The sequence below is a fragment of the Priestia megaterium genome (genome assembly GCF_023824195.1).
GTDB lineage: Bacteria > Bacillota > Bacilli > Bacillales > Bacillaceae_H > Priestia > Priestia megaterium_D.
Genome location: NZ_CP085446.1, coordinates 18,063 through 31,642, shown reverse-complemented (window position 1 = coordinate 31,642; position 13,580 = coordinate 18,063). Strand labels below are relative to the sequence as shown.

Annotated in this window: 13 protein-coding genes and 4 pseudogenes; 12 read left to right on the top strand and 5 right to left on the bottom strand. The window is 32.6% G+C overall.

Annotated features, from left to right (window positions below; translation table 11 throughout):
- Window positions 1–45 precede the first annotated feature (45 nt).
- Window positions 46–510, top strand: a complete 465-nt coding sequence (locus LIS78_RS29255) for a GNAT family N-acetyltransferase (RefSeq protein ID WP_209152408.1) — start codon at window positions 46–48, stop codon at window positions 508–510.
- Window positions 511–715: 205 nt separating this feature from the next.
- Window positions 716–1,012 carry a putative quinol monooxygenase gene (locus LIS78_RS29250; RefSeq protein ID WP_374726335.1) on the top strand — a complete coding sequence of 99 codons (297 nt, stop codon included), beginning with the start codon at window positions 716–718 and terminating at the stop codon, window positions 1,010–1,012.
- Between the two features lie 267 nt (window positions 1,013–1,279).
- Here LIS78_RS29250 and LIS78_RS29245 read toward each other — a convergent pair whose 3' ends face one another.
- Window positions 1,280–2,023 (bottom strand): MBL fold metallo-hydrolase, encoded by a 744-nt coding sequence (locus LIS78_RS29245; RefSeq protein WP_209152406.1) that lies wholly within the window; start codon window positions 2,021–2,023, stop codon window positions 1,280–1,282.
- A gap of 437 nt (window positions 2,024–2,460) precedes the next feature.
- Window positions 2,461–3,006, bottom strand: coding sequence for a DUF1697 domain-containing protein (locus tag LIS78_RS29240; RefSeq protein ID WP_209152405.1), 546 nt, complete (start codon window positions 3,004–3,006; stop codon window positions 2,461–2,463).
- A gap of 655 nt (window positions 3,007–3,661) precedes the next feature.
- Between LIS78_RS29240 and LIS78_RS29235 the strand changes: the two genes are divergently transcribed.
- Both LIS78_RS29235 and LIS78_RS29230 read left to right on the top strand, forming a co-directional pair.
- Entirely contained in the window at window positions 3,662–4,180 is a 519-nt protein-coding gene (locus LIS78_RS29235; RefSeq protein ID WP_209152404.1) for a DinB family protein, read from the top strand.
- 40 nt (window positions 4,181–4,220) lie between these two features.
- Window positions 4,221–4,749: pseudogene (locus LIS78_RS29230) on the top strand (DUF1697 domain-containing protein).
- A gap of 188 nt (window positions 4,750–4,937) precedes the next feature.
- Here the strand turns inward: LIS78_RS29230 and LIS78_RS29225 are convergent.
- On the bottom strand, window positions 4,938–5,792 hold the full coding sequence (locus LIS78_RS29225; protein WP_252285629.1) for an Rpn family recombination-promoting nuclease/putative transposase: 855 nt from the start codon (window positions 5,790–5,792) through the stop codon (window positions 4,938–4,940).
- Between the two features lie 566 nt (window positions 5,793–6,358).
- On the opposite strand from LIS78_RS29225, the gene LIS78_RS29220 reads away from it, so the two are divergent.
- The 3 genes from LIS78_RS29220 to LIS78_RS29210 all read left to right on the top strand — a co-directional run bounded on the left by LIS78_RS29220 (window position 6,359) and on the right by LIS78_RS29210 (window position 7,681).
- A complete protein-coding gene (locus LIS78_RS29220) occupies window positions 6,359–6,583 on the top strand; it encodes a hypothetical protein (protein WP_252285628.1) in 225 nt (74 codons plus the stop codon).
- 419 nt (window positions 6,584–7,002) lie between these two features.
- Entirely contained in the window at window positions 7,003–7,275 is a 273-nt protein-coding gene (locus LIS78_RS29215; protein ID WP_252285627.1) for an HU family DNA-binding protein, read from the top strand.
- A gap of 223 nt (window positions 7,276–7,498) precedes the next feature.
- Window positions 7,499–7,681 (top strand): YolD-like family protein, encoded by a 183-nt coding sequence (locus tag LIS78_RS29210; RefSeq protein ID WP_252285626.1) that lies wholly within the window; start codon window positions 7,499–7,501, stop codon window positions 7,679–7,681.
- 121 nt (window positions 7,682–7,802) lie between these two features.
- On the opposite strand, the gene LIS78_RS29205 is transcribed toward LIS78_RS29210, so the two are convergent.
- Window positions 7,803–8,015, bottom strand: coding sequence for an alpha/beta-type small acid-soluble spore protein (locus LIS78_RS29205; protein ID WP_252285625.1), 213 nt, complete (start codon window positions 8,013–8,015; stop codon window positions 7,803–7,805).
- Between the two features lie 853 nt (window positions 8,016–8,868).
- On the opposite strand from LIS78_RS29205, the pseudogene LIS78_RS29200 reads away from it, so the two are divergent.
- The 3 genes and pseudogenes from LIS78_RS29200 to LIS78_RS29190 form a co-directional block, all read left to right on the top strand.
- Window positions 8,869–9,068, top strand: a pseudogene (locus LIS78_RS29200) (hypothetical protein).
- 317 nt (window positions 9,069–9,385) lie between these two features.
- On the top strand, window positions 9,386–9,565 hold the full coding sequence (locus LIS78_RS29195) for a hypothetical protein (RefSeq protein ID WP_252285624.1): 180 nt from the start codon (window positions 9,386–9,388) through the stop codon (window positions 9,563–9,565).
- 367 nt (window positions 9,566–9,932) lie between these two features.
- Window positions 9,933–10,133, top strand: a pseudogene (locus LIS78_RS29190) (DDE-type integrase/transposase/recombinase); the annotation flags it as partial.
- 224 nt (window positions 10,134–10,357) lie between these two features.
- Here the strand turns inward: LIS78_RS29190 and LIS78_RS29185 are convergent.
- Window positions 10,358–11,983: a M4 family metallopeptidase gene (locus LIS78_RS29185; RefSeq protein WP_252285623.1), complete on the bottom strand. Its 1,626-nt coding sequence runs from the start codon at window positions 11,981–11,983 to the stop codon at window positions 10,358–10,360.
- Window positions 11,984–12,311: 328 nt separating this feature from the next.
- On the opposite strand from LIS78_RS29185, the pseudogene LIS78_RS29180 reads away from it, so the two are divergent.
- Window positions 12,312–12,425: pseudogene (locus tag LIS78_RS29180) on the top strand (IS6 family transposase); the annotation flags it as partial.
- Window positions 12,426–12,547: 122 nt separating this feature from the next.
- Window positions 12,548–13,543 (top strand): beta-ketoacyl-ACP synthase 3, encoded by a 996-nt coding sequence (locus tag LIS78_RS29175; RefSeq protein WP_252285622.1) that lies wholly within the window; start codon window positions 12,548–12,550, stop codon window positions 13,541–13,543.
- Window positions 13,544–13,580 lie beyond the last annotated feature (37 nt).

Here is a 13,580-nt window from a genome sequence, read left to right as displayed (position 1 = left end):
GATTTTCCGAAAAATGTTACAATTTTCTAGTGAGGAGGATTGTATATGAGTACCTATGTTAAAAATGATTTTACAGTTTCAAGTAACAAAAACTATTTAGATGTAGAGCTGATTTATAATTACCTTCATGATGAAGCTTACTGGTCTAAAGGAATACCTTTACGTTTAGTAGAAAAATCAATTCAAAATTCAATCTGTTTTGGTGTGTTTGCGGGGGATCCTGAAAAGGGAAAATCGAAACAAGTTGGATTCGGAAGAATTATTACAGATTCATCAACTTTCGCTTACCTTGCTGATATATTTATACTTAATGAATTTAGAGGATTAGGTCTTGGCAAATCACTTGTTCAAACTATGATTAACTGTCCAAGTATTAGAGAGGTACGAAGGATTTTATTAGCAACAAAAGATGCTCATGGATTATATAAACAATATGACTTTCAAGCTGTAAAAGATAAAAACTTGTTCATGGAGATTAATCAGAAGGATATCTATAATAAGCTATCCTAAGGACTTTTCTTAATATTATGAGCGACAAAGCTTGTAGAATTATTATTCTATAGGCTTTTATACATATAAATACCGATAAGGATGACTATGTTAACTAAAAACGTAGATAGTGTGCACTTTATTTTTAGTTTCTTCCCTTGATAAAAAGGAATATTTTTCTTGAAATAATTCCGAGAAACGTTATAATGATAAATCACAAGAAACTATGAAAGAGGGGAACCCGATGTATTACATAACTGCATGCTTAAGAATTATTAGTAATAAGGACTTTAATGAAATAATAGGAGAGTTCAAAAAACTTGAGGAAGAAACTAATAAAGAAGAAGGATGTATTAAATTCCATGCTTATCCTCTTGAACCATCAGAACGAAAAATAATGCTTTGGGAGATTTGGAAAAACGAAGAAGCTGTTAATGTCCATTTCACCAAACCACATACCAAAAATGTTCAGAAACAAGAATTAACGGAAGTAGAATGGATAGTTAAAAGTAATGTAAATTAACAAAAAGGCGCTTTCCAAGTTGACATGAACCCCTCCTTTTTCTACATTTTCCTGAGAATGATCTTCAGACTCTTTCCTATACTGTTGAGTATAGTAACTAATTTTTATAAGATATATAGTTGTAAAAAAGAAAACTTAACAACAAGAAAACCCCTTACATTGAGGGGTTTTCTTGTTGTTAAATATTAAGGGTGTAATTGCCTCAACAATCAAGGGAGAAGATCATTCGATAATATCGCTGTAGAATAACTACAATTGAACCAATATTTATGATTTCTCGACTAGATCGCGGAGTTGGTCGCTAACATTTTCATTACAATATCCCCCATGATAACATAGCACTGATTCAATGTCGTATTCTAAATATTTTTTCAGAGAACACCTTGCTGTAACCATATCCGGCGTACTTGGTTGATGAATCCCCATCAATTTTCCATCTACACTGTACATCGAATCTCCTGCAACAAGAGCTTTACTTTCCTTTAGGTAAAGACTGATATGACCTGGGGTATGACCTGGGGTAAATATAATACTAATCCCTCCACAAAATGGAAGTTCCTCCCCACCGACCAATACCTTGTTGACGTTTCCTTTAGGGAGATTATCCAATAAGTAGGACACTACTTTTAAACGTTCCTCCTCCGAAAGGGATTCTAATTGCCAAGCCAAACTATCAAGATTGACTTTCATAAGAGGCAATTCCCCTTCAATATATGGCTTATCTTTTAGGTGAGCATAAACTTCAATATCCCCATTAGTTTCTCGCAGTATATCAGGAAGACTGCCTATGTGATCAAAATCCTGATGAGTTAATATGATTGCTTTCAATTTTTCGAAGGGTACCCCTTCAGCATACATAGCTGAACGTATCTGCTCCAAAGTACCCGGTGTTCCCGTATCGATTAGAACGGCTGTTTCATCGTCCCAAATTAAAGTGGGATTTAATATTTGACTATTACCTAAAACTTCCACCTTTAAATCAAGCATTGCTACTCCCTTTGCAATCTTCAAATGTCTATCCCTCCTTAGTTATAAAATAGAGTCTTTGTGTACTGTGTTTTTTATTTTTGAAAAGTAAACCGAAAATTATATTTTTCTATCTTTGATTTTACAACGAATTACTGGATTTAACATCCAAAAACTCCAGAATTATCATTGAGTGTATATAGTGAGTTATTGAAGTAACCTTCCCGAGAGTTGAATAATCATTTATCCTAAAAACGACCATTTTTCGTTTAATCAATTCTGAGCATGCTATGCAGTTGTCACTTTGATCGATAATTTGCGTATATTTAAAGTGGTATTTTGCACATCCAACTATAAAAACCAGCTACCTTTACATGAGAAAATTAGCTAGGTTTCTTAATTAATTACATCCAATCATTTATAGAACTATTCGGATCCGTCTAGTAGGCCCAGTGACAAGTTTCTTGCTAGTATCATGTAATTCACGCCTCTGCTGCTTGCATAAGTTCGTATATTTTGCGAGTTGTATTTACATTCCTGATTGTTATTTGTTGATATAGCTTTGAACCAACGAGTTTAGTCATACCGGATTTGGTAATATATTTTTTTTCAACCGACCATAGAATGGCTCCAGGAACGTATTTCACCGTATCAATTTCCGGTTTGATGACCAGCTTATTAAGCACTGACTCATCATCAATTTCGTCCCATAAAAACAGCACATCGCTTCTCATCCGTTGGTCGTTCTTCCATGACTCTGGAAGGGAGTGTATGACTTTTTTAAAATCATCAAAACTACGGACTAAAACTTTGACTTGTAATTCGAAGTTTGTATGTATAGCCTCTTCTAAAATATGAGATATTGTTGTTTTTGATTGGCCATTCACTGTGAAAATAATATTACCTGAATTGATATATGTAACTACAGAGCTCATACCTACTCGTTCAAAAGTTTTTTTAAGCAACTTCATGTCAATTTTATTTTTCCCACCAACATTGATTCCCCTAAGCAGTGCGACATAGACCATAACAATCCTCCTATTTGCATTTATATAAAACATTTGACGGATTAGAGCAGCAACCCTGTCACTACCACTAATAATATAATTCTCTTCATTTACAAAAAAACTTTCTTTTATGTAAACTAAACCTGTAGACCATCTATATTTCAAGTTACCATAAACTAAATAACATCTTCTGAATTTAACTTCGATTTACTTACGAATAATCCCTCCTCTTATTCAGTAGTCTAAGTATACGATACAACGTATAAAAAGATTGATTACTTTTTATACGTATAATAAGGTCTATTTTAGAGGATAAATAGATAGTTTTTCATTAGTTTTCTTATCGTCTAAAAAGCTGTACCTTTATGGACCATCAGCATTGGATAGCCTTAACCGTAGGTTATGTATTGTATCCAGAATTAATCAATGCAACAAAAACACTAAAATAAATATAATGTTACATATTTTTTGTTACAACAATATTATGGATTTCAGAGATTCATTGTACTTTTGAGTTATCAGTAACAAAATTGGTCGTTTTTGTTGCATATGAAATACATAGTTTTTATTTTTGATTACATAGAATGGGGAACAGGTGAAAGAATCTTATTTGAAAGAAGGAAACATCCCTTTTTTATAGAATGTAAGTACTTTACTTAAAAGGATGGTGATCTCATTGGGAAAAAGAGCTTTACAGGTATTTTCATTGCCAGAATATAAAGAAGAAATTGGCCGATGGATATGGTGTTTAGAAGATGTTCGCCGTACTCTTCTAACACAATTAAATGGCATCAGCCAATGTATGCTTGATACAAAAATTGATGAAAGACAAACGATTAGCTCACTATTATATCACATTGCATTTATCGAGGCAGATTGGTTATATAATGAGGTTCTTGTTACTAAATGGGATTCCGAAATACGGTCGTTGTTTCCATTAGAAAATAGTTCTGAAGATGGCTCTTTAACCCACATTAAAGGACAAAGTTTAGAGGAACATTTTTACCGTCTTAATAAGGTGCGAGAAGTATTTCTTTATCACTTTCGTTCAATGGATTTAACAGATTGGCGTAAACCAAGAGTACTTGAACATTACGACGTTACACCTGAGTGGGTTGTTTACCATTTGATTGAACATGAATCTCATCATAGAGGTCAAATTTTCCAATTACTTAGAGAATTACGAAACGATTAAGATGTTAAAGTAATGAAATAAAACAAAAGAGGTGCCAAAAATAACTATTTATATTGCTTTATTACGGGGCATTAACGTAGGTGGACACAAATTAATAAAGATGCAAGAATTAAAGAACGTATTAACAAACATGGGATTAGATAAAGTTAAAACCTACATTCAAAGTGGAAATGTAATATTTCATTCTGAAAGAAATGCAGAACAATTAGAAGCAAGAGATTAGAAATGCTTTCGGTTTTTCTGTCATTATTATCTTAAGAACAGCTTCAGAATGGGAGCAAATTATTAACAATTGCCCTTATCCAGTTAACTCGTTATCGGAAGGGGAGAGTGTACATATATCGTTGTTAACTAAAGAACCTTCTAAGGAATGCATAAATCATTTACTCGACTATAAAAGCGAGGTGGAGCAATGTTGCATAAGGGGCAGAGAGATTTATTTATATTTGCAACAAAGCATTCGGCATTCTAAGCTTTCTGCTCAACTTCAGAAGGTAGGTGTTCCAGGAACATCTCGTAATTGGAAAACCATTAAAAAGCTCGGAACTATGTTAAATGAAATACAATAAGTAGTTTGAAGAAATCCTTATAATTTCGTTATTCAACTAATACGAAGAGTGTGTTAGTTATTTATTATGTATCTTGCGGAAAAATAGCAATTTTTCTACTTAACATAATGGATCTTATCGGTATTCAAGTTACCTTTATTTAAATAAAAGGAGCAGTGTTTTTAACACACTGCTCCTTTTGCCTTAGCCTATTGTTGACGAAGTTTTTGAATCTCTTCTCTTGTAAGCCCTGTTAGTTCAATAATAGTATCTTCGTCTATTCCTTTTTGAAGCATACCTGAGGCTACTTTTATAACACCTTTTTTTTCAGCTCTTTTCAAAGCTGATTTTTCATCTAACAGAGCTTTTCTTCGAGCTTCATAAGCTAATAATACTTCAGGATCCTGACTGACACGTTCCCATTCATCCATCGCTTTCTTTAATACTTGATCTTCTTGCATCGCAATCTCCTCCAATACTTGAGTGATTTCTTCATCCTCGGATGCTTCAAGCAATAATAACCAGCGTACGAGTCGATCTTCACGAGGGTCAACTTCTCTGTGACGCCACTTAATCAACAATTTCGGGAGCTCCATAAAATGAATTTCGAGCATATCAGTTAAGAGGACTTTCTGTTCTCGCTCGTATAACTGAAAAGTCGAATGATAATCGCTGATATGCGACAAATAACGGAAGTTGACAATGTTAATGGTAATCGTTTTACAAAGCTCCCCATAGTCCATTCCTTCTTTCATTTGACTACTATACATTTTAGACCAGTAATAGAGCGTTCTTTTTTCCATGTCATGCTTATTATTGAGCTGAATCTCGATATTTACACGGCTTCCGTCCTCTAGTTGTGCATGTACATCTAAGATAGAGCGTTTATCTTCTTGATTTTCTTTATTAAAATGGGGATCTAATAACTGAACCGTCTGAATTTGTTTCTCATTTGGGAAACGGAGCGCTGCATTTAAAAAAGCAGCTAAAATGGATTCATTTCCATGTGTGCCAAAAAGAGACTTGAAAGCAAAATCGACACGTAAATCTAATCGTTGCGTCATAACGCCCTCCGTAATTTTATCTTCTTTCTTCCTAGTATATCACGAGTTTTACGTTAATCCTATGCAATGCCTTACTCTGTAAACCTAATTAGTTAGTAAGATGACTACAACAAAACTGTTCGTTGTACTTCAATCAAATTATAGCTAATTTGTATTAAATAAAGAAATTATGGAGAAGTGTTTAATGTAGAAAAAGGTTCTATTTTTCTACAATAGAAGTAATAATTAAAGTGAATTCAACTAAAATAATTTAACTCTTACTCTTATATATAAAATAAAAATTATCATTATTTAATATATAGAATAAATGTTATACTTTTTCGTATAAATAAATATTTCTTGTCTATCTAGCATTTACTGTATTTATTTTGACGTTTATTTGTATAAAAAGGTGTATCTTAAGATACACAAGTAGAAATTATCTTTAACTCTTTTACTCAATCATTCCTTTACCATTTAATTTTCTGAATATTTATGACAAGTTAATCAAAAAAGGTTAAATTATCCATATTTATCTTATATACTAAAAATTAACCAATACACAATAAGAAGGAGGAAGAAATCCTATGATAAGCATAAAAAAAGTTGCTTGTACTCATTATGGAATAAGAATGGACGTTTTTAAACCTGAGGAAATAATTAGTTCCAACCATATGCAGTTCAGAGGATACCTCACTTGTCCTTATTGTGGCGATATCGAAATCGCTCATGAATGCCAAGAAGGAAAATCAAGGTTTGTGGTTGCTGCTAATAGAGATCATACTCATGATTGCCTCTATAAAGAGTCATAAAAAATTAGTCGCTCTAAAAGGATGGATCTTTTTAGAGCGACTAATTTTACTTACACAAAAGTCTTTTCAAAATGGCATATTTTATAGAAGAAACTCGTCAAAAAAGTAGCCTTTGCTCAATGGGAGCAAAGGCTTTTTTAAACTCAGGCAATTGGGAAATACTTTATTAGTTTAGGCTAAATGTAAAATCTACATACATATTTTTAAAACAATATAGGGTTGAATTTTGTAGTGAATGAATATATTATCTAGCATGAACAAGTTTTCATTTCGGCACAGCGCTAATCTCAGGCATGCTTTTTATAATACATTTTTATAATTACTTTATATAAAGAACATACGTTTGACTCATATGCAGAAAATATGATATATTCTTCACCTATACATACTATATACGGTAAGAAGTGAGGTAGTTAAATATGAAAAAAGCTGAATTAATCGATGCAGTTGCAACAAAAACAGAACTAACGAAACAAGATTCAAAAAAAGCTGTAGATGCGTTGTTCGAAACGATTTCTAATACACTTGCAAAAGAAGAGAAAATTCAACTACTTGGCTTTGGTACATTTGAAGTACGTCAGCGTGCCGAGCGTACAGGTCGTAATCCTCAAACTGGCGAGGAAATGACAATTCCGGCTTCAAAGGTTCCTGCTTTTAAACCAGGAAAAGAGTTAAAAGCAGCTGTTAAATAAGTGTTTTAGAAAGCTCTTAGGTTTATTCTTTGAGCTTTCTTCCTGTTGAAAGTTCACAAAGTTTACACAATAAAATGTAAGCGTTTTCCCTAGAGTTATTGTATACTAAATATAAAACAAATAACTTCTAATTTGTATGATTTTCTAACAAATTATACATGATAATTACCTAATTGAATAACAAATTCCTACGTTAGTTATTAGGAAGAAAGGAGAATCGATTATGATATTGAAAGCATTAAGAAAGAAAGGTGTCATTACCATTAATTATTATCAAAACGGTTTATTACAAACATGTAAGGGACGTGTAAGTGATCTTAATCTTCATGACCAAACTCTTTCTCTAGAAGATGAACAACACAATATATTCTCTATTCGTTTAACAGGCATTACTGAAATTCATTAAGCCTATCATCGCATAGTTACATCATTTAATATACTTATTGCGTAGAATGTTAATGATAACGCTATAAAAAAAAGGAAGAGAACTCTCTTCCTCTTTTTTATGATTTATTTACTTTTTAGTATTATTTGTTGTATTCGCCAAGTTGTTGTTCAGCTAATGCTACAAGACGTTTTGTAATTTCTCCACCAACGGAGCCATTAGCACGAGCCGTTGTATCAGGGCCCAGTTGTACGCCAAATTCTTGTGCAATTTCTTGTTTCATTTGATTAACTGCTTGTGCGAAACTAGGAACCACTAAATTGTTTGTACGATTATTCTTTTGATTGTTTGCCATATTCATGATCTCCTTTTTTAATTTGATTAAACGTTTATAGAATGTGAAGATTTTCATCGTTTTATACAGATAATAATATTTATATAACTCCTTAAGGTTCTCTTTTATGCGGGGTTCCGTAAAATAGTCTTATGTAAACAAGAAATGAATATCATATACAGCTTGAAATAGAAAAAACTCCTTGCGCATGAGCAGGAGTTTTTCTCTTATCCAGAAATCCAAAATCGTTAGATACCAAAGGCTGGAGGGTATCTGATTACATTTTGTTCCAACTATTTAAAAATATACTAACAGCAAATGAAAAAAACTGCCCTATGGACATGAGGCAGCTTTTTATAAATGTACATCGAGAAAAAGGAAAACTTTGCTATGGAGATTTCACGTTCTTTTGTAGTTTTCTCAACATATAGAATATTATTCATTATTGCAAGTACGCAATGATCTAAAATTGAATATGACATATAGTCTAAAAAGGTTCACCTTTTTAGACGGCGTTGCACTTTTGAATTATCTGTAACAAAAATGGTCGTTATTGTTACGTTAGATAAACGGTAAGAACAAGATTCTAAAAGATAAACACTCATTAGTTATCAATTGACTTATAGAATCGATTTACGTTACCATTGAACAAACTTAATACTCCACCAAAGGGGAGTAGCTGTACAACAATAGTCGTCACTACGAAACAGAATGTTTCCGGCTTTGTTGGCAATCTTAATTGTTAGCAAGACCTTTGCCTACATTTTTAGTTAGGTGAAGTCTGTGTTTATACATCAAGCGCTTTTACCTACTAAAAAGATAAAAGCGTTTTTGTTTTTATAGATTTAAACTAATTATGAGGAGTGATTAAATCATGTTCAAGAAACTGTTTGATTCACTAATGAATAATAAACATAAGCATTACAGTAGTAGTGATTACAAGAGAGGAAAATCAAAACCTTTTAAGAGTTATAGCAGTAGTGATGATTATAAAAAGGCCGTGATCATCACGGAAGTTATGGACATCATCATTATAAGAGAAAAAGAAAGAGTGGAAGTTTCTTTAGTAGTTAAATAAGAAAAAGGCAACCTTATTCCAAAAGCATTGGAGTGGTACTTTTTAAAGGAATCTATAACTGGAGTTAAGTAATAACATATATTTTTTCTTCATAAAGACTATTTTTGTAGTGACAAGCATATGTATAAAAAGCTCCATACTCCGGAGAAAGAATCCTTGGTGGAAGGCTGATGCAGAATGGGCAGTCTTTGTTGTAGTTATTCTTTATAATTTGTATTAAATATAAATAAGTATAAGCTAATTCTAGAAGCATATGTTTTACCTATCTAAAAGAAGGGAATAATAGAGTTAATTTGATAAAGGGAGTGATTTTATGCAAGCCGATATGACGGTCGAAGAAGTCAAAGCCCAAATCCAGTACTTAGGAACAAATGGACAATCTCTAAAAAAGAAAAAAGTAAAGCAAACGCATCCAAAACTAATGAAAAATGCACTTTATTTTTTCCCTAGCTGGGACCATGCTATGGAAGAAAGTGGTGTAAATAGCGTATAATAAGCAGAAACTCAGTCTTTTTGACTGAGTTTTTTTATTAAATAAGGAAAGCTTTTATAGTCTGCACCTATATATTACTAAACTGTCTTGGGCTAAAATGTGAATATATTTTGATTATACCTAAATGATAGTTGGAGAGAAGGTTGATTTTACTGTATATTTCAACTCTCATATAGACTTGTCTTTTAAATATTAAATTTAGGCTGGATTTTTCCTGCTTTTGAGTAGTACATAGGAAAAAAGCCTAAAAGGTAAAGGGTGATCCAACGATTTTATATTGGATAGAGGAGAAAAGTGGTAAAGACAAATAAAGAATCATATTTTTCAAAATGGACGTTTGATCCAAACGAATAAAAAATTTTCCACGTTAAAGAACAAAAAAAAGATGCCTGTAGGCATCCAGATAAGGCAAGTGAAATATCTCAATAATATAGTCGAACAAGACTATCGATTTATTAAAAAACGAGTTCGGATGATGTTATGATTAAAATCTTTTCGTACAACAAAGAACGTGATTTCTGGAATAGAAGCGATGCATATGATTAAAAAAGAGCAACATGTTTTATAGAACACGTCTGTTCAAAATTAAGTGAAATTCATTCATCAACTATTTGGAACGACTACTTAAGACTAGATTCCACTAGAAAGTCTTTTACCTCTTTATATCTTCCTCAAGTATTTGCTCCAGATCCCGAAAAAACGGGAATTTCTCTTCCATTTATCTAACTTACGAAGTGACAAACATGGGGAATATACATACTTCTAACACAAATAAAGTGCCAATTTTAAAGGTCAATTTATTCCCACTGCATTATATGCTTTAGTTACTGCCGTAACTTCTTTTGATTTTTCTCCATAAAGGTCTGTTGCAGATTGAATAGCTGCTTGACGCATCATACTAAAATTGGAAGTAGCTGTTAGATAATTTGTCAACGCCCGATAATAGATTTGTTCTGTTGCTTTACGACCAACACCCTCTACCTTTACTCCATAATGTGTGCCACCTTCGGATATAAGATAAGCAGCCTTATTATTAATCGATGAGTTAGTATGAACACCTCCATTATCTTCTGATCCAATATATCGTTTACTGTAATGATCAGGATAACCCTGAGAAGCTGGATCTTTTAGTGAACGGAGGGAATCATTTGTAATAGTTGGCGTGTAGATATCTTCACCAACTTCCCAATCGTTTCGGTCTACCATGGCTCCCATAATATCGGATAATGACTCATTTAAGGCACCTGATTCATTTTGGTATTCCAATTGTGCCGTGTGTTCGGTTACTCCGTGAGTGATTTCATGGGCCACCACATCTAAACCCGCAGAAAAAGGAATAAATGTTTTTCCATCACCATCACCATACATCATTTGCGCACCATTCCATGCTGCATTATTCCATTTGGATCCTACGTGTACCGTAGAGTTCAATTTCATACCTGCATTATCCAGTGAATTACGTCCAAATACATTTTTATAATAATCGTACACCTTTTCAGCATTCACATGTGCATCAACTGCTACAGGATCACTAAAATTCTGAGTTTTACTTCTAATTTCGAAACCAGTGAATCCTGTGGTTTGTGAAAGTATCTGGTAAATTATTTCGTTTATATTTAGTGCATTAAATGTGTTAATCCCATTGCCTCTAGTCTCATCTGCTAGAAAATAGTTATTATTTTTATTAGTAACTTCAAAAGTTTCCTTATTTCCTAAAACTCCTGTTCCTTTACCAGTAACCTCGTCAATTGCATTGTACTGATTAATTATTTTTCCATTTGTAGCATCAATAAAATAATGCCAAAATCCTGGAGATGGAGTAGAAGTAGAAGCTTTGATAACGTAAGCAAGGTAATATTTATTTTTATATTCATAGATATAAAGTTGATGACTAGGTTTTGCATCATAGTGATCAACCTTACCTATTTTATTTTCAATATCTTTTTGTGCAATCCTAACTGCTTTATCAGCTGAAAAAGCGGCAACCGTAGGAATATTCTTATTTTCTAAATCAGGGGAAACTTGTCCAAAAAATGCTTTAACGTTATTGTTTTTGTCCAAAGAAATTGTTTGATTGAAACCATACATAGGTATATTTTTATGCTTTTGAATTAATTTATAATGATGAGTTTTGTTTTTTTTATCCGTTTCCTCTTTTAATATAGAAAACTCATTTTTAGCCCCTTCATCTAATTTAAAGACTTTTTTCCTAGAGTCTAAATAAGAAAAAACAATATTTTTTTTGTTAGTAGTAGGGTTTTTAAAATTTTTATTGTTTTCGATGATAAATGACGGTGTTTTATATTTGGAATTGAACTTTATAGTACTCTCTGCTGCGGATACATTGGGGCTACTGGCTATAAATGTACCAAAACTAATAGATAAAGCTAACGAAAGACATACTGCTTTTTTCTTCAATTAATCTCACTCTCCAATAGTAAAATAGGGTTTTGACATACAAATATAAGGTTAATTTAAAATAGGCTATAAATTTAAAACATACTGATATTATTATTCTAAAAAATGTTTAATGGATATGAATAAGGATTTTCAAAAAAATCCGCGCCAATAAAATACATAATATAACAAAAAAAACCAATTGCCAATGATTATCGTGCAAAAAATACATTTTTTATATTTTAAGGATAAAAAAGGGGTCTGATATAAAAAGTTTAAGATACTTGCAAGTACTCTCTAACTTTTGGATGTACTGATATTATTACTCTACAAAAGGTGAGTGATCGGTATAGAAAATGAAGATTTGTTTAAATAGAAACATTATTAGCCTGATGTTATTTTACTAACGATAAGATGGTATCTACGGTACCGTCTTAGTTTTCGTAATTTAGTAGAAATGATGAATGTTATTTTTTATAAATTATTCCATAAATGGTTGTCTAAAGTAATTATTTTCAATATAATAACAATATCGAAATCAAGAATATTCCAATATTTAGATAGAGATATTCTAGGAGGTAATTTATGTTTAAGGTCAAGATTTCTGGCATTGGTAAGACAGTCGGGTCAAGAGTTGTAGCGAGTACGGAACTAGAAAAAGTAATGGATGTAAAGCCTGGTTGGATTGAAAAAGCAACAGGAATTAAATCACGTAACTATGTAGACTTTGAAAATGGAGAAACTGCATTAACGTTAGGTGTAAGTGCTGCTAAGAAAGCAGTTGAAGATGCAGGGATTACTCTTGATAAAATCGATTGCATCATCGGTGCCAATGGTTCTCCACTTCAGGCGATTCCATGTGCAGCTGCGCTCTATCAACAGGAGTTAGGTTTAGGTGATAGTGGTGTACCGTCATTCGATATAGACACTACATGTTACAGTTTCGGTGTTGCATTATTTTTAGCGTCTGGTCTTGTTGATTCTGGTTTATATAAGAACATACTTATCATCAGTGCTGATGCACCAAGTCCGACATTAGATATTACTGATAATGAAGTTCGTGCATTATTCGGTGATGGTGCAGGGGCAGTAGTTCTAACAAAAACAAGTGAGGATGAACCAAGCAGAGTTCATCATTTCAAGATGAATACATACGGATCAGGTGCAAGTTTCACTGAAGTAAGAGGTGGCGGCACATTAAAGCATCCTAACCATCCTGAAACAACACCACTAGATAATGTTTTCCATATGGAAGGCAAGAAAATTTTTAAATATGCTGTTAGATATCTTCCGAGTTACTTTGAAAGTTTCTTTGTTGATTCTGGTATTAATCAGAAGGAATTAAAATTTATTCTTCCTCATCAAACAAGCAAGCATGGAATCGATATTTTCAGAAAATTCGGTTTTGCTTCAGAACAAATTGCTAGTCATTTAAGTATACATGGTAACTGTATCGCAGCTTCAATTCCAATGTTATTACACGATTACATCAAGAACGGTGAAATTAAGCGAGGCGATCAAATTCTATTATTTGGTACATCAGCCGGCCTTTCTTTAGGTGGGTTAGCTTTAACATACTAAACTATTAACTTACTTATCATCAAGATGTAAAAATATA